This is a genomic window from Peribacillus sp. FSL K6-1552, from assembly GCF_038005205.1.
Lineage (GTDB): Bacteria > Bacillota > Bacilli > Bacillales > DSM-1321 > Peribacillus > Peribacillus butanolivorans.
In genome coordinates this window covers 466,865-491,391 of sequence record NZ_JBBOST010000001.1, presented here as the reverse complement: position 1 = coordinate 491,391, position 24,527 = coordinate 466,865, and the positions used below count along the sequence as shown (strand labels likewise).

Below are 24,527 nucleotides of genomic sequence, written 5' to 3'. Positions count from 1 at the left end.
TTAATTAAATAATTTGTCACATTATATAAAAATTCCTGCGATTCAAACAGGATTTTCGCCTTTCTTCGGGAAAATAGTACAAAGACAAAATGACTTTAATCAGGGAAGAAGGCGCGAAGATGTCGATAACTAAATTTGTGATGCCGGAAGTTATTTTTGGAAAAGGTTCTATTGAACAAGCTGGCGAGGCTTGCTTGCGGTTGGGTGCCAAAAAGACACTGATAGTTAGTGATTCCGGTGTAGCCAATGCTGGTTGGCTTGATATTGTCATGGAAGCCTGCCAAAATGCGGGGCTTGCTTTTGCCACCTTCATTGAAACGACGACGAATCCGAAAGACAGGGAGATCGAAACCGGTTGTTTATTTTTTAATGATCATGAATGCGACGCCATCATAGGTGTGGGGGGAGGAAGTGCCTTGGATGTGGCAAAAGGGATCGCCCTTTTGGCAACGAATGGTGGAACCATCAGTGACTATGAAGGGGTTGATAAAGTCCATTCTCCTCTACCCCCTATGGTGATGATCATGACCACTGCCGGATCGGGTTCGGAAGTCTCACAGTTTTCTGTGATTGTCGATTCGTTCCGGGAGAAAAAAATGACGATCATTTCAAAATCCCTCGTTCCTGATATTGCGATTGTTGACCCGGCTACCTTAACGACCTTAGAAGCAGATTTGACCGCCGCTACTGGAATGGATGTTTTGACACACGCCATTGAATCCTATGTATCTATCGCTGCAACTCCTTTGACCGATGTACAAGCCAAAAACGCCTTGTCCATTGTTTCCCGTTACCTACGCCCTTCCGTTGCGTCTAAACATAATGAGGAAGCAAAAGAAGCGATGGCGATGGCCAGCCTGCAAGCCGGTCTTGCCTTTTCCAATGCCATATTGGGAGCAGCCCATGCAATTTCACATGCCATTGGCGGAAAGTACCTGCTTCCGCATGGTGAAATCAATGCTATCCTTCTCCCCCATGTCATGGACTTCAACCGAATTGCGGCCCCGAAGCGATTCAGCCAAATAGCAGAGATCATGGGGATTGATACGAGAGCTTTAACTGAGCAGCAAGCCGGCACCGCTGCCGTACACTTTGTAAGGGACTTGTCCCAGGATATCGGGACACCCAGGAGCCTAGGTGACGTGGGCATTACCAAAGACATGATTGATACAATAGGAATGACCGCCCTCGAGGATGCCTGCATGATTACGAACCCTCGGGATATGTCATTAGAACAGATTAGGCAGTTGCTCCTTACAGCACTATAAGAGGTGAAAACATGAACAAATCTGAGTTGATCGATTTAATGACAGGCGTTAAGTCTTCGAAAAAAACATATTACACGGAACTTAAGAAAACCGTGGATCAGTTGAAGAAGAAAAATATGCAGCTTGAAATTATGAACGATATCACTAAAAACATGAATATAGACATGGATATTCACGAAATTCTCCGAAATGTTATCTCAAAACTCAAGCACTTAATTACATTCGATGACAGTCATTTTGTCATTTTATACGAAGAAGAACCAACTCTTCTCCATATTTGTCCTAATGGCCAATGCGAGCTTGAAATTGAATCCAAAAACCTATTACACCCTTTTCAGGACTTCTCATCTGCCTTGAAAGACGAACAATCCATTCAGGTGGAAATCAAAATGCTACCAGACTTCCCGGAAAAAAAAAGACTGCTATCACTTGAGATTGAAACGCTTCTATTGGTGCCCCTGTATGGGAAAAATAAAAAAATAGGGGTTTGGACCTTCGGCAGAAAGAAAAAGAAAACGTGGCATAAGGATGAGTTGGATTTTCTTGAGCAACTTTCCAGCCAGCTTGCACTGACTTTGGAGAATGCCCAGCTCTATAAAGAAGTTCTCCATTCCAAACAAGAATGGGAGGATACCTTCAAGGCCGTCGAAGATATGATCATCGTCTTTGATCGCCAAGGAGAAGTCTACCAATCTAATGATGCAGCCAGAGCTTTTTTTGACTTAAGTCCTTTAATTGAGAAATCTCAGACTCTGATTCAAGATACCTTTGTACAGGATAAGCCAGGGTTTCAAGAAATTTTGCTTCAGCCTGAAGCGATCTTGGAAATGCATGCCTATCCGATTCAAAATAAGGATCAACAGGTCTATGGAGTCATTGCTTATTATAAAAATGTCACCGAGAGAAGACAGATGGAAGCTCAATTGTTACATGCTGGCAAGCTCGGAGCCATCGGCGAAATGGCAGCTGGAGTTGCCCATGAATTGAATAGCCCATTAACGGCCATTCTTGGAAACTCACAGCTTTTATTACGGAACACTTTACCAGACAATGAAGATTATATGCTTCTAACCGATATTAAAAATTGCGGCGACCGGTGCAGGCAAATCGTGAAAAGTTTACTTACCTTTTCCCGTCAAGATGAATATAGATTCCACTATTACTCTATTAACGAGGCCATACATCAGGTAATGAACCTTCTGAAGTTTCAACTAGGGAAGAAACAAATTTCCCTTCATCTTTCCCTTCAGGAAGATCTTCCTTTCATAAAGGGAAGCCAGCCCCAGATAGAACAAATAATCATCAATTTGCTATTGAATGCCAAGGATGCATTGGATGATTGTGATATATCGGAAAAGTCCATTACGATTCATACCTATTCTGAAGAAGAATTCATGGTGGTGAAGGTTGCTGATAACGGGGCTGGGATTGAAGCAGAGCGGCTGCCGCTCATTTTTCATCCTTTTCATACGACTAAGGACCGTGAAAAAGGTACAGGCCTAGGATTATCTGTGAGCCTTGGCATTGCGAAAGACCATGGAGGCAAAATTGACGTAATAAGCGCAACTGGAAAAGGAAGTGTATTTTTCCTGAGGCTTCCCTTGCAGCCAGAAGATGAAAGGAGATGATGAGATGATTCATTTACTTGTGGTAGACGATGAAAAAGAAGTTGGTACCTTTTTATCCCGCCTTTTTTCGATGAAAGGATATCACGTACAGGTCGTGAACAGTGGAAAGGAATTTCACCAAATAGATTTTAATCAGCAGCGCTTTAATGCCGCGATGATAGACCTAAAGCTTCCAGATTGTGATGGCCTTTCTCTCCTGCAGCATCTGAAACAAAAACAACCGCTTTGCAAGGCACTGATTATGACCGGATACAGCACAGTCAAGACCGCTGTCGAGGCAATGAAACTTGGAGCGAGTGATTATATGGAAAAACCCTTTGTGGATATTGAAGTATTGGAAAAGCAACTTGACAACCTATTGAATGAAAACGACGATTTGAATCAACACTTTATCCATAACCTTGCCAAAGAGTCGGGTCTCATTGTAGGAGAAAGTTTATTAATGAAGGAACTGATTGAAATGGCTTTCAAAGTGGCTCAAAAATCCGTCAATGTCTTGATCGAGGGAGAAACAGGGAGTGGCAAAGAAGTACTTTCCCGTTTCATTCACTCAGCAAGCCCGCGATGCCACGAGCCCTTTATTGGTATTAATTGTGGAGCAATCTCGGAATCCCTTCTCGAAAGCGAATTATTTGGGCATGAAAAAGGGGCCTTCACCGGAGCAACCCAACAACGAAAAGGTTTCTTTGAAATTGCAGGGAATGGCACCCTTTTCCTCGACGAAATTGCCGACGCGAGTCCGGCCATACAAGTCAAATTGCTTCGAGTTTTGGAAACACGGGAATTTATGCGTGTCGGAAGTAGCGGAACATTAAGAACAAATGCCCGCTTAGTAGCCGCCTCCAATGAAAATCTGCAGCAGGCAGTTGAAAAAAACAAATTCCGGGAAGACCTATTTTATCGACTGAACGTCGTCACTCTTGATATCCCCGCCTTGCGTAACAGAAAAGAAGATATTCCCCTCCTTGTCCGACATTTGGTTGAAAGAACTGGCCAGGCAGATATCTCCTTTTCCAATGAAGCTATTGAAAAATTACAGCAATACGACTGGCCCGGTAATATACGCGAATTATCTAATGTAATCATGCGAACTCTCACTCTTGCTGACCATAAACAGGAAATCTCGGCAAATGATATCCTTCTATCTACCAACCAGGTTACTCCAATAAAAAAAGACCCGCCGAATGCGAATCAGTCGACTGAAAATCATCTCGAAGAATGGCGTAAACAGCTGGTTGCCGACTTTAATGAGAAAGATGAACTAATGCTCGAGGAAATCCTTAAGGAAATCAAACAACTCGAATCTACAATTGGCAAAGAACTCGTCATGCAGGCACTTCAAAAAACCTATGGAAATCGAAATGAAGCGGCAAAGCGTTTGCAGATCTCCATGAGAAAATTGCGATATATATTAAATGAGAAGAATCAGACATAATCTAATTATAGAATTCTTATAAGCTACCTAGAACAAACGAGGGTGCCCGATTTTAGGACCCCCTCGTTTGTTTATTTCTATTCTAAAGTTAATACGATTCGTCCGTTGATTTCGCCCTTTTCCATCATTTGAAACACGTCGTTGATTTCATCAAGCGTTCTCGTTTCAATATTCGTCCTTACTTTGCCATCAGCCGCAAATTGAACAGCTTCTTGTAGATCTTTTCTTGTACCAACGATTGACCCTTTTACAGTCACCCCATTTAGTACCGTATCAAAAATTGGAATTGGAAGTTCGTCATTCGGCAATCCGACAACGACCAATGTTCCACCCCTTTTAACTGAACTGTAAGCTTGTTCGAAAGCTTTTTTCGTAACCGCTACAGAAATGGCTGCTTGTACTCCACCAACTTTTTCCTTTATGGCTTGTACAGGATCGCTCTTAAGACCATTAACCGTGAAATCTGCTCCTAATTCTGTAGCCAGATCAAGCTTATCATCTTGAATATCAACGGCAATGACATTAAAGCCCATAGCTTTCGCGTATTGAAGAGCAACATGACCCAATCCACCAATTCCATAGATTGCTACCCAATCTCCAGGTTTAGCTTCTGACACTTTAAGCGCTTTATAAGTCGTTACACCAGCACAGAAAATCGGTGAAACTTCCGCAAAGTCAAGCCCTTCAGGAACCTTGACCACATATTTTGCTGGCGCTTTGCAATATTCCGCATAACCGCCATCCACAGAATATCCTGCATTCAATTGATCCAGGCAAAGCGTTTCCCGTCCAGTCAGACAGTATTCACAATCGCCACATGCCGAGTAAAGCCATGGAATCCCAACGCGGTCACCAACCTTTAATGTAGTAACGCCTTCTGCCACCTTCTCAATAATGCCTACACCCTCATGTCCAGGAATAAGTGGCAGCTTCGGTTTTACCGGCCAATCACCATGTACCGCATGTAAATCGGTATGACACACGCCACATGCTTTAATTTTCACTAATATCTCACCATATTCTAATTCTGGGATTGGTACATCTTTAATCTCAAGCTCTTGATTAAATTCATTGACGACCGCCGCCTTCATTGTCTTAACGTCTTGTATTTTTTTTGCATCCGCAGTACTTGCCCCTTGTTTTACATTCATGATTCATATTCCTCCCTTTTTTAAGTGGATATTTCTCACTTCCACTTATTTATGATGCAAGTGCCATGCCAGAAGAATAAAGCCCGGACAACAGTCTTTTCAAAAAAAAATGCCGAAAAGTCGGCCCATTTTGACAAAAATGCGGCTCAATCTGGACGAAACCTGGTTTGTATATTGCTGACCAAATAGCTCACCCTATAAATAGGAGGTGTCCAAGCATGGACCAATTTGAAAAAGCATATGAATCCTACAAACAGCAGGGAACCCCACAAGTAAATCAACATGATACAACTGGAAAAGAAGAAATTATCGCAGTACGAAAAAATGAAGATGACAATATTATTGCCATCAAAACAAACTCTGGGCGGGAGCTTGACTATCCCACCGCTCTTTCGGAAGCTAAGGCAGGCAACCTCGCCAATGTTGATGTCTTCCATAAATATGGCCGTGACATATTGCGGAGTGAGCCCGATGGGGTAAAGGAAAATAACCTGGATGAACTACCAGAGTTCTAACTATTTGAAGAAGCTGCCTCACGTATGGGCAGTTTTTTTCTGTCAGGGGGGTTAAACAAAAAGGAACCAGCATAGTAGCTGGTTCTCCATAATTCCGGTTCGCCTTAAAGATGCGGTACAGCTCTGTTTTAAAATTGCAGAGTTATTTGAAGTATGGTCTACCTAAGAAGTCTCTCACCATCATTTTATTTTTCATACCGATAGGATTCAGAGATTTCGAGCAGTTGGCCACAGGATTCCACCACTTCGATGATTTCTATCCAAGACATGTCCAACCCAAGTTCATTAGCATGAGAAATCTTATCCCGTAATTTCCGGATGGCATTCGCATCTTTCTTTCCTTTACTTTTAGAAGGAATTTGGAAGAAGGACCTCAATTCCTGATCTTTATGAATGATATCGAATTTATCACTGATTTGCAGACACTCTATTAAATTGATATCCTCATTTTTATCGATTCTCCTCCTATATAATTCGGTAGCCTTTTCTAAACGATCTCCGCTGATCATTGGATACCAACTGTCATCCCCGAATTTATCCATGATGATATCGCTCATCCTCATTTCCAAAAGGGTAATATAGCCAAAAATCAGCATTCTGATTGGAGGCTTTTGCAGATCAGCGTGGGTAATCAACTTTTTAATTGAATTATTTTCTAACACGAACACCCTCGTTTTATTCTTAAAAATATGGAGAAGTTGAATCAAAGGGGTTGAATCCGAAACCAATTCTCTTGGTGTAAAACATTTCAAATACTCCGCAATCTTGCCTTCACCAAGTTCTTGCCTTTCGATATATCCGATAATTTCCCCTTGATCCTCTACGGCCAATATATCGAAATTCTTTTTTTCCAATTCTTTTTGTATCTCCAGTGCTAAATCGTTTTTATGGCAAAACTCAAGCTCCTGGGCAATGCTCTTAACCGTGATATTTTCTTCATAAAGAGTTTTAAGACTGAGATAACTGCTATTGTTTTTTTTATAGCTTCCATTGAACATCTTTAACCCTCCACTTACGAACTTTCTTAACGATTTGCCTATGCGCCATGTTGAACAAACCTCCCCTAATTAGACCGTTAATTTACATCTGCGGTCAACTTTTCAGAAGAAAATGGGAGCAAACCTATTAGGAACAAGTTAAAAGCTTATAACTAAAAACCCAGTAATAAAAAGGGAACAGGTAATGTCTCTCGTTATCAACAAATAAAGTCCACCAAAGTGGACTCATTTCCATTCTATGTGGTTCTTTTTGGTACGATAAATCAAAATCCATCAACTGCCTTACCTACTACTGCTTCCTCATTCTGCTCTTCTTCCCATGCCTTACAAACATCAACCCAATCCTTCGCTCCTGAATATTCAAATAATTCAGCGAGTTTAAGTTCTATTGCAGAGTTCGCACTTCCACATGCTGGGAATAAAGACTCAAAGCGCTTCATCGACACATCAAGGAAAACATCTAGGTCATTTGCCAACCCAAACGGGCAGACTCCTCCAATGGCATGACCAGTCTGTTCAAGCACATCCTCAGCTGACAACATTCGTGCCTTGAACCCGAACGTCTGACGAAATTTCTTATTATCCACTTTTGCGTCTCCTGCTGCTACGACCAAAATTGCATGCTCACCTTCCCCCTTAAAGGAAAGAGTCTTAGCAATCCGCGCTGGAATAACACCGATGGTTTCTGCTGCTTCAATCACCGTAGCACTCGATGTTTCGAACTCCATTACATCGCCTTCCCGACTCCATTTTTTAAAATGGCTTTTGACACTCTCGATCGACATAATTTATTCACTCCTTTGAAGTACATATTGAAATAATATCATCCTTCTTTGCAAAAAATCAAAACTCCTTTTGGACTGCCCTCCCTGAAAACTTATATATATTAAAACCATTCTTTACAAATTGACGAAACAAGCCTACATGGGATACTATTAGTCTTCTGGCAAAAGCCTAAACGTGGTTCGTAACCATCCCACGATAAAAAACTAGGGAGAGAGTAAAATGAATGTTCGTACACTCGTGATAAGCGGGTTATTGGCCGCCTTATATGTGGTGGTCTCATTTGTGTTTCAACCAATATCATTTGGAATATACCAATTTCGGGTTCCGGAAATATTGAATCATCTGATTGTATTTAATAAAAAATATATCTACGGCATAGTGGGCGGCGTTTTCATATCGAATCTGCTCTTTTCGCCGATGGTGCCATATGATTTGATATTCGGGGTAGGGCAATCTCTGCTTGCCTTATTGCTTGTCATTTTTGCCTCACGCTTCATAAAGAGCATTAAAGGACGGATGATCGTTACGATTATCTTTTTCACGTTCACAATGTTTTTAATTGCAATCGAACTGAACCTTGCCCTGGATTTACCATTCTTGTTAAGCTGGATGACCACGGCTGTCGGTGAGTTCATCGTCCTTTTAGTTGGTGCGCCAATTATTTATGGAATGAATAAAAGAATTCAGTTTGAAAAGTGGCTATAAAGGAATCTTCGCGTTGTTAACCCACTATAATGGAAAAGAGCTGTCTGCTTCATGCGGAAGCTCTTTTTTTCACCATTGAACCTGAAGATGATAAACTATTAGTATGAATGGTGGTGACCTTTTGAAAAAAATACTGACCTTAATCGGTCTACTGGTAATAGTAATATTTATCGTTTCCAATGCAGAATTGTTCACCATGGTTTGGAAAAGTGATTTGGATTCAGTTATAACCATATTGACAGAAAACCTTTTGCTTACTTTTGTTGTGACATTTGTGTTGATGATTGTCCAAAATTCTTTTACCATTATACCCTTAATTTTACTCCTAACCATCAATGTCGCGATATTTGGATTCATATATGGGTACCTATGGAGTTGGGTTACAAGTGTCGTTGCATCAGGATTCATTTTTTATGCAGCCAGGAACTGGTTTCAGGCACCTCTCTTAAAGAAAATGGGCCCAAAATGGAAAGAATCCGTTGTAGAGCATGGATTTATGTACGTGTTTACCGGAAGGATATTCCCACTCATACCAACAAGTTTAATTAACTTGGCAGCAGGAGTCAGTTCTGTAACCTTCAAGGATTTTTTATTAGCGACCGCACTCGGCAATCTTATATACTTTTTCTTTCTATCCTTAATCCCTTATGGTCTCCTATCTGTGGAAATGAACGAATATACACTAGCTGTACTCGCCTTCCTCTTCTTACTATTTTTCCTTATCTATAAACGCTTTAAGAAGAAAAAGAAAGTAACCTTCTTCAGGAAAAACAGGTGACTGTTAGGGTTCCTGTTTTTTTATTTATGATTCTGCATATATTTTTCTTTGATAGTTTGTTAAAATGTGTATGTATTTTTAACCTTTGAAATGTCGTAAATCAGGGAGAATCTCCATGTCCAAACGCTCCATTTTAGTACTATATATCCTATTTGGGACTCTTACACTAGTCGTGTTCGACTACTTTTTAACTACTAATATTGAAAACAAAGAGGTCTTTATTCAACTCCAAAGAGCAGAAGGAATTGTTTTTCTTTTAACAATAGGCTTGATTTTATTTCTTTATTTGGCTAAAAGAGAAAAATTCAAGCAATTAAAAGAAGAGGAACAGCGTCGTCGCACGCTCATTAATTCAATGGTAGACTTCGTTAACTTCAAGGATGGAGATGGCCGATGGCTTGAATCCAACACCTTTGGTCTGCAATTATTTCAATTGGAACATGTAGACTATAAGGGGAAAAAAGACAGTGAGCTCGCAGAATACTCCGAATTTTATAAAGAGTCGTTAATCTACTGTGAAATTTCAGATGAAGAAACGTGGATAAAAAAGGAGATTACGCGGTGTGAGGAAATCATCCCGCTACCCAACGGCAATCATAAGACCTTTGATACCATCAAAGTTCCTTTGTTCTTTGAAGATGGTTCACGAAAAGGATTAGTGGTCATTGGCAGGGATATTTCTGAAAGAGTTGTCGCAGAAAATCAATTATTTGAGAGTGAACAGCGCTATAAATCATTGTTCGAACACAACCCTTATCCGATGCTGATGCTTGATTTATCCGGAATAATTACCACCGTCAATCCAAGGTTTGAAACAGTTACAGGCTTTCATCAAGAAGAAATCCAAGGTGCCTCTTTTATTGAGTTAAACTTTTCCGCAGAAGATGAAGAACTGATTCGTACATCCTGTCAATACGTCGTGGAAAACCAAAAGGGGATAAAAAAAGGAAAAGATATAGAGTTTCTCACGAAATCTGGGAAGTCTCTTTTACTTTCATGTACATTTGTCCCGATGCTTATTGGAAATGAATTAGTCGGAATTATTACCTATGCTAAAGATGTAACTCAAATCCGAGAAACGGAAGCACGCTTAAGAAGAACCGAAAAGTTGTCAATAGTCGGTGAACTTGCTGCCAGTGTAGCACACGAAGTACGTAACCCATTAACTTCTTTAAAAGGATTCGTCCAGTTACTTAAAAAGAGCGACCACCCCTTTGAACAATACTACACTATTATGCTCAGTGAATTAGACCGAATCAATCTGATTGTAAGCGAATTACTTGTTCTTGCAAAACCTCAGGAACTCCCATTCAGTAAACACCAAATTATTGAACTGATGGATGAAGTCAAAACCTTGCTTAAACCAGAGGCAGACTCATATTCTACAAAAATATCGATAGATGTAAAAAATGAAATCCCGCTTCTTTCATGTGAGGCAAATCAGCTCAAACAAGTGTTTATAAACATGATTAAGAACTCTATGGAGGCCTCCGCCGATCACATTTGGATTGATTTCGAGCAAATAGACAATACCCTTTCCATAACCATCAGGGATAATGGAAGTGGAATCGAAAAAAATCGTTTGAAACATCTAGGAGAACCTTTTTATTCATCTAAAGAAAGAGGAACGGGTCTAGGATTGACCGTTAGCTGCCGAATTATTGAGGCGCACAGAGGAAAGGTTCGTTTTAACAGCGAGCTCAATCATGGAACCGAAGTCAAAATTGTTTTACCAATATAAGTTTCAGGACAAGCCTATTAAATCTTGTCCTTTTTTTGTAGTCTAAAAAAAGACACCTTCAAATTTTTTGAAACAGTCCCTTGGTAATATTAAAAAAGAGAGAGAACGAATTTCTTTATTTTCTCCAAAAATGAAATGGATTCTGTTGATTGATTATCCATCGGCATCATCTGGCTACCTCTGTTATTGGATTTAAGGTTTTCCGATTTACTAGATGTACTCATTTGTGTTGCTCCAACTACTGCCTCTTTTTCAGTTTTGGCATCATCTACAGTTTCTTCCTCATCCATGTCTACATCGATATCTTTATCGAAAACAAGGACGTAGGTACGTCGTGCTCCATCTTTTGAGACTGTAACTGAAATTGCCGTCTTAGCTTTATTATTAATCGTTACGGTTTTACTGCTTTCACCGTCATATTTTATCGTAGCTCCACTTGCGCTAGCTATAGCTTCAATTTGGACTGAGGTAATATCCTTATCGACTTCGATATGATATGTATGCTCATCAGAATCAAAAGATTTGTTCCACGTTCCTTTTGATACTGTCAAAGCGTTCAACACTGGTGCGTTATTGCCTTCATCACCTACGGACCCAGCTGAGATTGCCTTTTTATCAGAATCCGATAAGGTTTTTTGTGTGGAAATGCTCGCAATCTGCTGTGCTTTAGGTGCTTGGCTACTTAGCACTTGACCTTTGGATAAATCCGAAGGAGTTGATGATGGTTTGTCACCGTTATCGGAGGAAGGTTGAGTTTTACTTGTTCCTGTTGAAGATTCCTTTTTAGCTTCATCTCCTTTAGAGGTATCCTTATCTTCGGTTCTCTTTGCCTTAGCTGCAGCCCTTGTAATCGTAAGCGTGTATGTTTTTTTATCTCCATTTTCTGCTGCAACGACAATCTTCACCGTTGTCTTACCAACTGGAAGGTTCACCTTTACTCCTTTACTCGTTGCATCTATTCCATTTACGTTTACCCTTGCAGTACTGTCACTCACTGTTGGAGCCACCGTAATGGTATTGACTTTATTCGCCAAAGAAACCTTATAAGCTGTTACAGACGCATCAAATGGTAAAGAACCTTTTGATAATCCTATCGCAGTTAAAAGGTTGTCATCGCTTTCCGATTTATCAACCTGGACGGTATAGGTAGTCGTTTCATTTATCCCATCACTGACCGTGATCGTGAACGTATTCTTACCAGTTTGAAGAGAAAAATCCTCAGGCTTCCCATTTGTCAGTTGTATACCATTCACTGATACGGTAGCAGTCTCACTGGAACTCTCAGCAAGTAAGCTGATTTTTTCAACATTCTTCCCTACTTTTGCACTATACTCTAGAACATCGGTAGAAAACTGTTGATTCAATGTTATACCATCTATTTCGAGCTTAGATAGAGTATTTACTGTTTGGGCCTCTCCCTGTGTGACCGCTGTATCCTCCGTAGCCTCTGCTGTAGGCATATAAGTGAACGTTCCCATTCCCACAAGAGAACCGACCAAGATCACCTTCACACCTTTTTCTTTAAACCTTTTCTTTAACAACGCCTATCCCCCCTATTATTCCTGCAAATGTGGTAGGGTCAGGTTAACAAAGAAACCTTAATTATTTCTTAATGTGGGAACGACTAAATGGATGACATTTCCTGACGGATCCTTTGTTACAACAGCTTCTTTCTCCTGATTTATAAATGATCCTAATTGCTGTAATCGCTCTACTGTGTTTTTTCGTGCCTCTTCACTTGGTAATATAAGCGTGAACGATTTCAGTCCTACACTTGTTGCCTCCGGTGCAGGAGCCCCGACTCCATTCCATGTATTAAGGCCAATGTGATGATGGTAGTTGCCTGTCGAGACAAATAGGGCTTGCCCTCCATATCGTACAACAATTTCAAAGCCTAGTCCTTTTGTATAAAACTCTTCGGTAGCACCAATTTCTGCTACGTGTAAATGAATGTGGCCCATTACGGTTTCACTTGGCAGACCTATCCAAGGTGATTCATCATTTTCTGCTAATAGTCCTTCTGCATCAAGGGCCTCCGTACCCATTTCAACTTGCCCATTCTGCCACTTCCAGGTTTCTTCCGGCCTATCACAATAAATTTCAATTCCATTTCCGTCAGGATCCCCTAAATAAATGGCCTCACTTACATAGTGATCCGAAGCTCCTTGCAGCGGATATCGACATTGAATCAAGTGCAGTAATATCTTAGCCAAATCAGCTCTGCACGGTACTAAAAGCGCAAAATGATATAAACCAGTCGTCCTCAATTGCTTCGGTGTTACACCATCTGGTTGTTCCAAAATCAGTAGTGGTGTCTTTCCATCTGCTGTTAACACTGCTTTATCAGCAGATTGCTCAAGTACTTCGAATCCAATAATCTCCTTATAAAATTTTAAACTACGCGATAAATCCTCTATAATGATATGTACATAGCCGACATAGGTGTTGGGATAACTTTGAAATTTCATTTTCTGTCCTCTTTTCATTTTATTTACGTTAAGTGGTAAATTTATTATAGGTATTTTATTTCTTTCTAGTATTTCTTAATTTCCTTATATAAGTATTTTTTTTTCACTGTTTTTTCACATTTTTATTTTATACTGAGCTTGCATAATCTTATGAAAGGGTGATGGCGCACCAATATGAAGAATTATTTATGGCTGGTTATCAGCCTATTCAGTTTGCTTTTATATCCAGTAACGGCTTCTGGTCACGCTTCTGTTATAAGTTCTAATCCTAGTCCAAATGAAGCAATGGATACTCTTCCTGAAAAGATCAGCATTCAATTCAGTGAGAATATACAACCAGCTTTCCATTCACTTGAGGTATTCAGCCAAGATGGGGACAAAATACAAATTCAAGACAGTACAATCTCGGAACAAAGTGAAAAAATACTGGAAGCTAAGTGGAAAGGCACTATCGATGAAGGAATTTACAATATAAAATGGAGAGTGGTTTCGAGTGATGGCCACCCCATTGAAGGGACAATCCCCTTTCAATTCGGAGATTCAGCGGGCCTATCAGACCAAGATAATTCCGAAATGAATGCAGGTTTTCCGAATTCCATCAACGTTTTCCTGCAAAGTCTTCAATACATATCTTTTGCAGCCCTTACCGGAATCCTTTTTTTCCAATTATCGTTAATGAAGGATTCTCGCCTTTTTGAAGCCAGCAGAAGAGCCCGTCTATATCTTTGGCTTTCATATGCAGGTTTAGCATTTTCCATCTTCTTCAGTCTGCCTTTAAAGGTGACGATTGACGCTGGCGTAGGTTGGACTGATGCATTTAATGTGAGTTATATAAAAGAAGTATTGAATGCTACAAACTTTGGAGCCATCTGGATCGTTGAAATTCTAATATTGCTCTTTCTATTTTTAGTGATTTATTTCATGCTAGAGAACTCCCTGAATAAATCACTACCCTTCCTTTCTTTCATCATAATAGCCAGCTTGATGGTTTGTAAGGCTTCAATTGGACATACGGCAGCTGTTCCTAATCAGGTTCTGGCCGTTTTGATGGATTTCCTCCATTTATTGTCCATGGCTTTATGGTTGGGCGGCATTATGGCCTTATTGGTGATATTGCCTGGGCTTGCTGATCGGCAGACAGAAGATAAGAAAACATTTTACTGGTCAATCATTCAAAGGTTTTCCAGATGGGCATTTCTGTTTGTGATCATACTGATCGTTAGCGGGATATATAGCAGCTTACAGCATGTACCGACTATCCATTCATTGTTAAAAACAACATACGGACAATTGTTACTTGCGAAAGTTGGTCTCATGTTAGTCATGATCGTTTTAGGAGCATTTCATTTTTTCAGGGGGAAAAAGAAAGAAAAAAAACTTGGTTATAGTGTGGGAATAGAGTTTGGTGTAGGAATCGTCGTTCTCCTTGTAGCCGCTCTATTAACAAATGTCCAAACGGCCATGTCTTCTCCAGGACCAATTGAGAAAACTTTGATGACTGCAGAAAATAATGAGGTTACGTTAATGGTAACTCCTAATGAAGTCGGTGATAACCGAATCCAAGTAAACATATCCAATGATGAAGGCATGCCTTATACCGAAATTGAACAGCTTACAATCATAATGGAGCCTCTAGATACCGGCGGAGGAGAAATAAAGCTTCAACTTCAGGGAGAAAATACAGGTACGTTTACATCCAAGTCGATTCTAACCATGTCAGGAAAGTGGAAGATTCAGGTCCATGGATTAACTGAAAGTCTAGATTCAATTGATGCTGATTTTACAATATTAGTAGGAAATTCATAACAGAAGGGATTTATTCAAATGAAAAACATTTCAAAGCTTCTTATCTCTACATTTGCTGCACTATTCATTTTTTCCGGTTCAGCGAATGCACACGTTACTGTTAAGCCTAGTTCATCTGCACCTGAGGCTTGGGAAACTTATACACTTAAAGTACCCGTTGAAAAAGAAACTGCCACCACCAAGGTGACTTTAAAGATACCAGAAGGCATTACTTTTGAAAGCTACCAGCCTGTACCAGGGTGGAAAGTAACAACTGAAGGTGACAAAGAAGGTCATGTAAAAACGGTAACATGGGAAGCGACCGATGAAGGAATTGCCGCTGGACAATTCCAGCAGTTTTTATTCGTTGCCCAAAACCCTAAAGAAGAAACAAATGTAGCTTGGGATGCCTTTCAATATTATGAAGATGGTGAAATTGTTGAATGGAGTGGAGATGAAAGCTCCAACCTACCGCATTCTGTAACTGAAATTTCGGTAGCTTCCAAAGCTAATACAGGATCTGAGGGCCATAGCCATGCAGAAAAAAGTGATCACACAGCTTCAAATTCAGCCGACAGTTCAAAGGATTCTGCAAAAGCAGAAGATGATGATAACAATGAAACACTGATCATTACTCTTGCAGTGATATCTTTGATTCTCTCTATTGTAGCCCTTTTAGCAGCAATTAGGAAAAGTAAAAAATAATAATTTAGGTGTCCCAAGATTTCTTGGGACACCTTTTATTTTTAATATTCCATGACCACCGTTTTACTTGGTAGCTGAAGATTTTCTGATTCTATGGTAATCTTAATGGATTTTTCAACTCTTTGTTCCGCTATTGTTAAGTTTAGTAGCCCATTTCCTTGTGCTCTTTTGCTTATTCCCAGATCTTCCGTACTTTTCACTAACTGTGCATATAATTCCGCTTCAGTTAGCTTACGGCCAAATTCCTTTTCAGCAATCACTTTCAAGAGAGCTGCTGCACCGCTTACATGAGGCGTAGCCATAGACGTTCCGCTCAGCCTAGCATATTTATTTCCTGGATACGTAGAGAGAATATCAACCCCTGGCGCTACCAAGTCAATTTCATCATTTGTATTTGAAAAATCCGCCAAATTTCTGCTTAAATCCACGGCTCCGACTTCCACTACCTCGGGATATGCCCCTGGGTAATCCAATTCATCCGTTTCATCACGCCCATCCCCACTATTTCCAGCTGCACAAACAACAAGGATATCCTTCTGAAGCGCTCTTTGAATAAGCTTATGTTCCGTCTCATCCGGAGGACCACCGAGGGAAAGTGAAATAACTGAAACCTTTTCTTCATTAGGTCCCTGCCAATTAATCGCATACTCTAAAGCTCCATTAATCCAATTTATATCGCCTTGTCCTTTTCCATTTAATGCTTTCAACGCTAAAATACTTGCTTTCGGAGCCACACCTACTACACCAACATTATTAATGGCAGCCAAAACCGTACCGCTGACATGTGTTCCATGCCCGTTATCATCTTGGTAATCCCCGGTATTGGTAAAATCCTTTCCACCAATAATTCTTTCTTTGAGGTCTGGATGCTCCTTATCAATTCCTGTATCGATGACGGCAACGACTACGCCTTCACCATAATTGCTTTTTTCCCAAATTGCCGGGGCTTTCACAAGCTCTACACCCTCAGGAATTTTTTCTTTAACCGTTTCCATTACTTCAAGAACTTTGTAAGGTATTAATCTTTTTTCTCTTGTCATTTGATTACCCCTTCCTTCGTTCAATAAGTTAAACTGCCATCAGTGGGGGGATCATCTATCCCGTCTGGTTGCCATCTACCGTTGAAAGAGATGAGATCAAAAAACTCTTCTCTCTTAATATATACCAGATTTTTGAAAATAAAAAAGGAATATTCGGAAAATTCCGTCTAAATTACTACTTTTTATTTCTTTTTCTTGTCATTATCTGGTACCCTTATTATAGAACAAACGTTCTTATAATACTATAATAAATTTTTTATTTATGAAATTATTCTATTTTTCCATGTTAGATTTCAAAAAAAAGAAGCGACTCCGAATCGAGTCAGCCTCCCTTAAATGAACTTAAGCTGCACCGCAGCATTTTTTGTATTTTTTCCCGCTGCCACATGGACATGGCTCATTTCTTCCGATGACTGGTTCTGTATGAACATGAGGCATTTTAGCCGCTTTTGCACTCTCCATGATAATTTGTGTGCCTTTTTCCTTCATTTGCTGATAGCGCTTCTTAAACAGTTCCATTACGTCTTTACTGTACTTTAACGTGTCTTCAGCAATATCCATCGCCTTTTGCTTGGAAATATTATAATCCTCTAGGACGAATTGATTATCTCGGAATGAAACCCGAACTCCAAAATGCTGTCCGGCCTGACTGGTGGTCTTGCGCTCCTCCACGAATTCAAGGTACACTTCCTGGCAATCACATGTCTGATGCATGCAATAATAATCATATATCCAATACGTTTTATCTTCATACTTACTCTTTAAAGCAATTCCATCCTCAACGCCAAAAACATCCAAATATTTAATCGCTTTTCCATCTAGAATCTCAAATGGATCAATCGTTCTCATCTATAGACACATCCTAATTCATCAAAATTTATTCACCCTATGTATTGTACAACCTAAATACTCAATCGTCACTTGAAACGAAGCATAAGAAAGCCAGAATCCTATATGGTAAAAACCTATTAAAGAAATCTTATCGAACAAAAAAAGCAGCTGCCGCAGTGTGTTTATACTGATGCAGCTGCTCCTATATTTACTTTCCATTAATTTTTCATTCGATCCAAGTAGTCAATTCATCAATCGGTGTTTTTTTAGCCGGTTTTGGCTCCATATCTGGATAACCCAAGTAAATGAATGCTAGTATTTCTCCTTTTGAGGATAAGTTGAAAAATTCCCGAACCTTCGTATTATAAGTGATTTTGCCAGTTCTCCATACTGCCCCAAGACCTAGAGAATGTGCGGCAAGAAGCATATTCTGAACAGCACTGTTCACTGCCGCATATTCTTCGGATACTAAGACATTATTCTTATCACTAGGTTCAATACCTACTGCAATAATGACCGGAGCTCTAAGAGGATTCTTTTTTTGTCTTTCCATCTTACTTATTAAACTCTCTGGAGTATCATCTGCATTTTCAATTCTTGTTATCTCTTCAAAGACCTGCCCGAGTTTATTTCTTCCTTCTCCTGTTAGTACAAAAAAACGCCAAGGCTCTGTTCGATGATGATTAGGTGCATATGTTCCAGCTTCAATTATTTGTTCAATCAATTCTTTTGGTACAGGATCTTGTTTAACAACCCCAATACTTCTTCTCGTTTTTATAGCTTCAATAGTTTCCATGTAATCTCTCCTTATCCCTTTATCTCTAAAAGTTTCTGCTTTAGTTCATTCTCCATCGCGGCCAGTTCCTGTTCAGCATGTCGACGTTTATGCCTGCCTTCTTCTTGAATTCGCATAGTTTCTTCAAGCGTGGAAATTAAATTAGCTTGGGTGTTCTTTAATGTTTCAATGTCGACAAGCCCTCGCTCATTTTCCTTAGCCGTTTCAATGGTATTTGTTTTCAGCATTTCCGAGTTTTTTAATAGCAAATCATTTGTCGTTTTGGAAACCTGCTTTTGTGCCTCCACAGCATGACGCTGCCTGATCAAGGTCAATGCAATTGCAACCTGATTTTTCCAAAGCGGAATGGCCGTCATGATCGAAGATTGGATTTTCTCGACAAGCGCTTGATTTGTGTTTTGTATCAGCCTAATTTGCGGGGCGCTTTGAATGGTGATTTCACGACTCAATTTCAAATCATACAGCCTTTTATCTAATCTTTCAGCAAATTGGCGCATATCATTGACTTCTTGAAACTTCATTTGATCATTGCTTAATTCCGCAGACTTCTTTAGCTCTGGAATTGTTTTCTCATGGATTTCTTCAAGTTTAATTTCCCCCGCTGCAATGTAGACATTTAACGCTTGAAAATATTCCTTATTCGTTTCATAAAGCTTTTCAAGGATTACGATATCCGATAGCAGGATGTTCTTGCTCCGATCGAGTTTTACACTGATTCGATCAATTTGAGCCCCTGTTTTTTGATACTTAGAAAGTACTTCCTGTACAGATCCCGTCAACTTCCCGAACATACGCGCAAAAAACGAGGGCTTATCCGGTTTAAGCTCATCCGGGCTCAGATCGTTTAACTTCTTCATTAAATCACTGATAATGTCGCCCACTTCACCTACATCCTTTTTTTGCACATGCTCAAGCATCGAATTCGAAAAGGTTAAGAGCTTTGATTGAGCGGGTGTACCATAGGAAATCATCGCCTGGTGATTTGTTGGGTCAATTTGTTCAGCAAGCTGGTAGGCCTTTGCCCGGTTTTCTTCCGGAATGACATCAATCAGTTTGACCGGCTTCGCTTCCTGGGGAGAAAGCTTCTCCAACTGCTGCACCTCGTCAAATGGATTGGCTAAAAGATCATCAATTAAATTGGCGTTAGTCGTATTATTTAACAGGTTTGGATCATTATTATTCATTTTAACCTCCTGCTTTCATCGATTACTTGTGACTCTTTTCTAGTTTTAATGGTTTGCTTCGCAACGTCCAATTCAAAGTTGAGGTTATCTATATCATCGGCAATCACTTTATATAAATCCTTTTCTATTGTTTTAGTAAGATCCTTTAAAGTTTTACGTGTTTCTGTTAAAGATAGTTCGAGCTCCTTATTCTTTCTGGGCTGCTGAGATAAAAAAACATATTTCTCTGCCAACTCCGTGGCTGAATCCAGATGGGAATAATAAAATTGTTCCGCCTGGTAAAAGCGCTTCGGTTCTTTTTTGGTAAGACTATATATTTTCCTGATCATCTTTATCATATCCTTCCTCTGTTTAAAAGAAGAGATATGCCTGACCGAAATTAGTGCCTTTTGCACTCGCCATATTTTCGGTTTTGCTTCACTTAAATTTTTCTTTATATATTGATATTCTTTTCTTGTCAATTCATGTTTTTTGAGGAATCGTGAGGAAAAGTAGACGGAACTTAGCCAGTATGCGAGGCCCCCTCCAACTAAGGAAAAGACAACAGAAAGAACAAACGATTGATTCAATGCAAAATAGCTAATCAGCCAAACCGGCAAAACCATTGGAAATGCAATTAATATTGGAACAACATCGGCAAGAAAGCGATTCATTTTCACTACACTCCTGACTTACACTCTTTTCTATATATACGATTATCACAGTAATTGGTTTCAAGATGGAAGAAAATTTTCTCCTACTTAAACGATATAGGAACAGGATGGTTTCTGCAAATTTAGCGATGAATTTATATTTTCATTGGAAAATGCCCCCTCTTCATTATACTATTTTTAGGCTATCGCCTTGTCACTTTACTAAAACTCACATAAGTTATAGGGTATCTATCCCGTTTGCAAAGGAGAGCTAACTATGAATTTACACGGTTTTTATCCTTTTCCACAACAAAATGGAAATCATCAGTACATTCAGGCTAATTTCAACCCATACTTCCAACAACCCGAACGATATGAATATGTACCACAGCAAGATTGGAATTATCAGCAGACTCAAGACGATCCATATAACCATTTGCCCGAGGAGTTTGATTTTGAAAGACAACCGCCGCAAACTCAACAAATTGAAAGAAGAGTTCGGGAGCTTGAGCGTCAAAATGAGCAACAAACGAGAGAAATCAATCGACTGAACCAAGAGATTACGCGGGTGAATCGAGAAGTGAACCGTGTTAACCAGGAAATAACTAGGCTAAGCCAAAATGATCAGCGTCATACGAACAGATTGAACAGACTTAATCAAAGACTGCGGGCCGTGGAAAGGAACTTGAGCATCCCATTCTCCGCTACAGATGATGGCTTTTAGGAAAAAAAACAGCAGGAGCTCATTATGGGCCTCTGCTGTTTTTTTACGTTTTCACTAGCTCTTTCATCAAAAGAACATGAAATTAATCAAACGATTGATTAAGAGGTTTAAAGCTTAACAGAACGGTCATTTCGGGTTATCTTAACTGATTTGCCAGTTCTCCAAACTATCATCCGTTTCGCTTAATAGCCTGTATACTACTTCTTCTAGGGATATGTTGTAATAGCCTTATTCCCCGAAGCTTTCGGCCGCTTCCTTGAGGGTACCTGTGATCCATGACGCCATATTGCAGAACACCGATTCGGTCACAGTGCTTCAAGATTTCACTCATGTCATATGTAATGTACACCATTGTTCTTCCTTGCTGGGCCGTCTTTTTACAATAATGATTAATTTCTAGTTTGGTTTTGCAGTAGCTCTTCTGCCTCTTTTTGATCAACCTCCAACTTGGTCATAATCCCGTTCAAATGTGGCTATCTGTAAGCTGTTCGATGACCAAATTTGTTTCAACCGAAGGATCATCATTTACTATCGCTACTTTAAATGGCTGTACTCGGCTCTCTTCTTTCAAAAAGTAGTTTCCAATGACTGCTGCGCCCAATAAAAAGAAAATAGGAGTCAGCCACATTCCTTCGGCTGCCTTCCTATTTTATAATAGTACCTTTATATAAAAGGATGTAAAAACCAACGTGTTTCTCATGTAAAACACACCCTACCTAAAACTTATCATCCGAATGTTTGTCTTCAAATTGATAATAACCGTCATAACTAGCTTCATCGTAAATATCGAACTGATACATATCTTCCGGAATGAGCCCATATTTGACACCAAGCTCCATTAAATTCGTTCCTACTTCTTCCTGAATTTTATACATCTCATTTTCAGAAATGTTCACTACGCTTAACCCTTCACCAGAATCAAGCTCCAAATCTGGCAGATCGGCTTTATCCTTTAGCTTCGTCTTAGAATCTAGCTTGACTGTAACCGTTCCTGAATCCAAATCACCCTCTAGACCAAGCTTTACTTCAAATTCCCTATTGGAATAGTCTTTCTTTAGGTTAAGATCGCTCGCTTGTTTAATTGTTCCTTTAAAGGCAGAAGGCATATCAGATAAATCACCACCGGCGAAGTTCAGGTTAAAATTCCTAATGATGTTCTGCTTACCATCGTTTTCTCCGTTAATATCACTCTTCATCGCAAACTTGATTTCCTCACTCTCCCCGTACTCTTCATACATAAAGGAAGCCTTAAGGTTTTCAGCCCGCGTATCTTTATTAACAGCCACATCATTTGTAACTTGGAACATAACCTGGGAATCCTCATCTTTTTCAGGAGATAATACAACGCTAAATTCTTCAAATATCTGATCATTTCCATAAGGAATATATTTACTGTTTACATTCATATTGACCTGATCTGAGTCTCCTCCTACCGCCATTGTTACTTTACGATCGATAACTTGCTCACTCTTGTTAATTAGTAATGTAGAAGAAAACCCATTTGGAAAACTAATATCCTTCATTTCATTCTTTGCATCTTTTAACCCATTAACTAATTGTCGTTTCATTTCTTTTGTATCAAGCACATCTACGTCATCTGCCATCGCAGTAGCCTTCGCCACTTTTTGTGCTCGATTAACTATCATGCTATGAAGCTTATTATCTTCAATTAATTGATCCATAAAATCATTTACAAGGTTTTTAGTTTCCGAGGCAGATAACTTAAGAGTCACTTCCCTTAACTTCATCGTCTCGCCTTCATGTTTATATTCCACGCCTTTTTGTACCTTAAAGTTTTCACCCTCTAATCGGTCCAACAAGAATATCCCATACCGTTTTTGAATATATTTCTGTTCTTTCTCCGTTAATTTCAGGTCCTGCCATTTAAGATCCGATACTTCTAAGGTTTCAGGCCCGTCATATAAGGGATCAATCATACGCATGAACTCACCATATTCAACAAAATTCAAATAAAAGAATTTTTCATATAACACCTGAACCTTCAAACCGAGTTTATCCTTACTTTGGAACATTTCCATATCCAAAGCATTCTCCTTTTCGACATTCAAGGCTAATTTGTAGTGACCTTGTTTGCTTATAGGATCCTGTTCAGTATTGGCTGTAAAAGATATATGGCTCAATAATTCTTGAATCATTTCAAAGTCTGGGTTATTTCCTAATGAATCCATTTCGACACTTCCACTAAGGGTCATATCTGAACTTGAAGGTTGCTTCATCATTTTTTCTTGGAATTCAATTGAATTGCCATACTTATTGGTCCATTTCTCTTTGTAATTCTGATACGTTTTGTATTCAGACAGAAGATACAGCTCTTTCGGGGATTTATGAATAATAGCTGCAACCGCACTGGTAATGATGATACATGCTAATACTGCCGTAATAATTAACGTTTTTTTCTTGAATAGCTTTTTTGAGGGCTTTTCCTCGATTCGTTCTTGCCTCAATTCAGAAGCAGCCATTTCCTCTTCTGTTATTTGGTCTTCACCTACAGAAGCGCCACATGATAGGCAAAGTTTAGAATTCTCACTCACCGTCTTACCACATGATTTACAATTTTTCATTTATTAGGTCTCTCTCCCTTTTCCTACTCACTTAACACATAAACCCCTATAAATTTAGTACTTTTTCATCATAAATAATATATTTCAATAATTACATATTTTAGGTAAATAAAGACGAAAATAACAGGCATTATTACCCATCTTATTAAATTCTTGTTAATTAATATTCATATTCTAAATTTCTAGAAAATAACTCTCAATTTCATTTTCGGAAATCTATGCCTTCTCACCTCATCTGTTCAAATATCATGAATAGCCGCTGATCAATAAATCACCTCCATCCTTTACTTGTTATGACATTAAATACTCCTCGAAACATGTATCTAATAATATCAAGGAGCGAGTTTCCCTGCGCCCTCTGTATAAGTATGTAAATACCCCATGAAATTATCACTTAAGAATTTTTATTAAAGCCTCCCATGATCCTCATTTCTCACTCCGCTCAAAAAGAATGTTTAACCATTTATTTTCGGAAATATTACATATTTAAACTAGAAACAAAAAAAGAACAGGAGCCATTCTTGCACTCCCGTTCTTTCTCGATCATCTTATAAAATGATTTAACTTTTCATTTCTTGCATCTTGTTCTTCCTTAGAAGCCAAATCGTACTTCTTTAAAAGATGAAACAATTCGTTCAGTGTTTCCTGCGAATTTTCGTTTTCTAGAAAGCGACCCAATTTCTTACCTAAGTCCTTTGGTAAAAATCCCATTTGACTCTCTAATTTCAATCTGACATCTTGCTGGGAATGATTTAGATTGCATGTACCCATTTAT

General features: G+C 39.3%; 23 protein-coding genes, 1 pseudogene and 1 riboswitch. Of the genes and pseudogenes, 10 read left to right on the top strand and 14 right to left on the bottom strand.

The window, feature by feature from the left end; translation table 11 throughout:
* Window positions 1-119 precede the first annotated feature (119 nt).
* The 3 genes from NST21_RS02330 to NST21_RS02320 are packed head-to-tail and all read left to right on the top strand — an operon-like array spanning window position 120 to window position 4,331.
* Window positions 120-1,268: an iron-containing alcohol dehydrogenase gene (locus NST21_RS02330; protein WP_340887503.1), complete on the top strand. Its 1,149-nt coding sequence runs from the start codon at window positions 120-122 to the stop codon at window positions 1,266-1,268.
* A gap of 11 nt (window positions 1,269-1,279) precedes the next feature.
* A complete protein-coding gene (locus tag NST21_RS02325; RefSeq protein ID WP_340887501.1) occupies window positions 1,280-2,896 on the top strand; it encodes a sensor histidine kinase in 1,617 nt (538 codons plus the stop codon).
* 4 nt (window positions 2,897-2,900) lie between these two features.
* Entirely contained in the window at window positions 2,901-4,331 is a 1,431-nt protein-coding gene (locus NST21_RS02320) for a sigma-54-dependent transcriptional regulator (protein ID WP_340887500.1), read from the top strand.
* 77 nt (window positions 4,332-4,408) lie between these two features.
* Here the strand turns inward: NST21_RS02320 and adhP are convergent, their stop codons facing one another.
* Window positions 4,409-5,422 (bottom strand): alcohol dehydrogenase AdhP, encoded by a 1,014-nt coding sequence (gene adhP, locus NST21_RS02315; RefSeq protein WP_053347932.1) that lies wholly within the window; start codon window positions 5,420-5,422, stop codon window positions 4,409-4,411.
* Window positions 5,423-5,700: 278 nt separating this feature from the next.
* On the opposite strand from adhP, the gene NST21_RS02310 reads away from it, so the two are divergent.
* The gene (locus NST21_RS02310) at window positions 5,701-5,997 is read left to right on the top strand and encodes a DUF3892 domain-containing protein (protein WP_053344256.1); all 297 of its coding nucleotides are present in this window, start codon (window positions 5,701-5,703) and stop codon (window positions 5,995-5,997) included.
* Between the two features lie 185 nt (window positions 5,998-6,182).
* On the opposite strand, the gene NST21_RS02305 is transcribed toward NST21_RS02310, so the two are convergent.
* Window positions 6,183-6,995 (bottom strand): hypothetical protein, encoded by an 813-nt coding sequence (locus NST21_RS02305; protein ID WP_340887499.1) that lies wholly within the window; start codon window positions 6,993-6,995, stop codon window positions 6,183-6,185.
* A gap of 263 nt (window positions 6,996-7,258) precedes the next feature.
* A complete protein-coding gene (locus tag NST21_RS02300) occupies window positions 7,259-7,780 on the bottom strand; it encodes a YbaK/EbsC family protein (protein ID WP_340887497.1) in 522 nt (173 codons plus the stop codon).
* A 169-nt stretch (window positions 7,781-7,949) separates the two neighbouring features.
* Window positions 7,950-7,994, top strand: a riboswitch (PreQ1 riboswitch).
* A 6-nt stretch (window positions 7,995-8,000) separates the two neighbouring features.
* Between NST21_RS02300 and NST21_RS02295 the strand changes: the two genes are divergently transcribed.
* The 3 genes from NST21_RS02295 (at window position 8,001) to NST21_RS02285 (ending at window position 11,005) form a co-directional block, all read left to right on the top strand.
* Entirely contained in the window at window positions 8,001-8,486 is a 486-nt protein-coding gene (locus NST21_RS02295) for a QueT transporter family protein (protein ID WP_053344253.1), read from the top strand.
* Between the two features lie 121 nt (window positions 8,487-8,607).
* Window positions 8,608-9,264 (top strand): TVP38/TMEM64 family protein, encoded by a 657-nt coding sequence (locus NST21_RS02290; protein WP_053344252.1) that lies wholly within the window; start codon window positions 8,608-8,610, stop codon window positions 9,262-9,264.
* Window positions 9,265-9,379: 115 nt separating this feature from the next.
* Window positions 9,380-11,005, top strand: a complete 1,626-nt coding sequence (locus NST21_RS02285) for a PAS domain S-box protein (RefSeq protein WP_340887496.1) — start codon at window positions 9,380-9,382, stop codon at window positions 11,003-11,005.
* 89 nt (window positions 11,006-11,094) lie between these two features.
* On the opposite strand, the gene NST21_RS02280 is transcribed toward NST21_RS02285, so the two are convergent.
* Window positions 11,095-12,546, bottom strand: coding sequence for a cadherin-like beta sandwich domain-containing protein (locus tag NST21_RS02280; protein ID WP_340887494.1), 1,452 nt, complete (start codon window positions 12,544-12,546; stop codon window positions 11,095-11,097).
* Between the two features lie 57 nt (window positions 12,547-12,603).
* A complete protein-coding gene (locus tag NST21_RS02275) occupies window positions 12,604-13,473 on the bottom strand; it encodes a VOC family protein (RefSeq protein WP_340887493.1) in 870 nt (289 codons plus the stop codon).
* 174 nt (window positions 13,474-13,647) lie between these two features.
* Between NST21_RS02275 and NST21_RS02270 the strand changes: the two genes are divergently transcribed.
* Both NST21_RS02270 and NST21_RS02265 read left to right on the top strand, forming a co-directional pair.
* Window positions 13,648-15,279: a copper resistance protein CopC gene (locus NST21_RS02270; protein ID WP_340887492.1), complete on the top strand. Its 1,632-nt coding sequence runs from the start codon at window positions 13,648-13,650 to the stop codon at window positions 15,277-15,279.
* Window positions 15,280-15,297: 18 nt separating this feature from the next.
* Window positions 15,298-15,963: a YcnI family copper-binding membrane protein gene (locus NST21_RS02265; protein ID WP_340887490.1), complete on the top strand. Its 666-nt coding sequence runs from the start codon at window positions 15,298-15,300 to the stop codon at window positions 15,961-15,963.
* Between the two features lie 41 nt (window positions 15,964-16,004).
* Here NST21_RS02265 and NST21_RS02260 read toward each other — a convergent pair whose 3' ends face one another.
* The 5 genes and pseudogenes from NST21_RS02260 to NST21_RS02240 all read right to left on the bottom strand — a co-directional run bounded on the left by NST21_RS02260 (window position 16,005) and on the right by NST21_RS02240 (window position 20,467).
* Window positions 16,005-17,003: a S8 family peptidase gene (locus NST21_RS02260; RefSeq protein WP_340887489.1), complete on the bottom strand. Its 999-nt coding sequence runs from the start codon at window positions 17,001-17,003 to the stop codon at window positions 16,005-16,007.
* 342 nt (window positions 17,004-17,345) lie between these two features.
* Window positions 17,346-17,423 (bottom strand): annotated as a pseudogene (locus tag NST21_RS28645) (SEC-C metal-binding domain-containing protein); the annotation flags it as partial.
* A gap of 637 nt (window positions 17,424-18,060) precedes the next feature.
* Entirely contained in the window at window positions 18,061-18,630 is a 570-nt protein-coding gene (locus NST21_RS02250) for a nitroreductase family protein (protein WP_057218282.1), read from the bottom strand.
* Between the two features lie 11 nt (window positions 18,631-18,641).
* Window positions 18,642-19,814 (bottom strand): toxic anion resistance protein, encoded by a 1,173-nt coding sequence (locus NST21_RS02245; protein WP_053344243.1) that lies wholly within the window; start codon window positions 19,812-19,814, stop codon window positions 18,642-18,644.
* Window positions 19,811-20,467, bottom strand: a complete 657-nt coding sequence (locus NST21_RS02240) for a 5-bromo-4-chloroindolyl phosphate hydrolysis family protein (RefSeq protein WP_201183207.1) — start codon at window positions 20,465-20,467, stop codon at window positions 19,811-19,813. The genes NST21_RS02245 and NST21_RS02240 overlap by 4 nt, the downstream gene beginning before the upstream one ends.
* 256 nt (window positions 20,468-20,723) lie before the next feature.
* Between NST21_RS02240 and NST21_RS02235 the strand changes: the two genes are divergently transcribed.
* Window positions 20,724-21,170, top strand: coding sequence for a hypothetical protein (locus NST21_RS02235; RefSeq protein WP_340887487.1), 447 nt, complete (start codon window positions 20,724-20,726; stop codon window positions 21,168-21,170).
* A 169-nt stretch (window positions 21,171-21,339) separates the two neighbouring features.
* On the opposite strand, the gene NST21_RS02230 is transcribed toward NST21_RS02235, so the two are convergent.
* From NST21_RS02230 to NST21_RS02215, 4 genes are all read right to left on the bottom strand, one after another.
* Window positions 21,340-21,519, bottom strand: a complete 180-nt coding sequence (locus NST21_RS02230) for a hypothetical protein (protein WP_340887486.1) — start codon at window positions 21,517-21,519, stop codon at window positions 21,340-21,342.
* 114 nt (window positions 21,520-21,633) lie between these two features.
* Window positions 21,634-21,798 carry a hypothetical protein gene (locus tag NST21_RS02225; RefSeq protein ID WP_340887485.1) on the bottom strand — a complete coding sequence of 55 codons (165 nt, stop codon included), beginning with the start codon at window positions 21,796-21,798 and terminating at the stop codon, window positions 21,634-21,636.
* A gap of 88 nt (window positions 21,799-21,886) precedes the next feature.
* Window positions 21,887-23,752: a DUF6583 family protein gene (locus NST21_RS02220; protein WP_340887484.1), complete on the bottom strand. Its 1,866-nt coding sequence runs from the start codon at window positions 23,750-23,752 to the stop codon at window positions 21,887-21,889.
* A 543-nt stretch (window positions 23,753-24,295) separates the two neighbouring features.
* Window positions 24,296-24,523 carry a hypothetical protein gene (locus tag NST21_RS02215; RefSeq protein WP_340887483.1) on the bottom strand — a complete coding sequence of 76 codons (228 nt, stop codon included), beginning with the start codon at window positions 24,521-24,523 and terminating at the stop codon, window positions 24,296-24,298.
* Window positions 24,524-24,527: the final 4 nt, after the last annotated feature.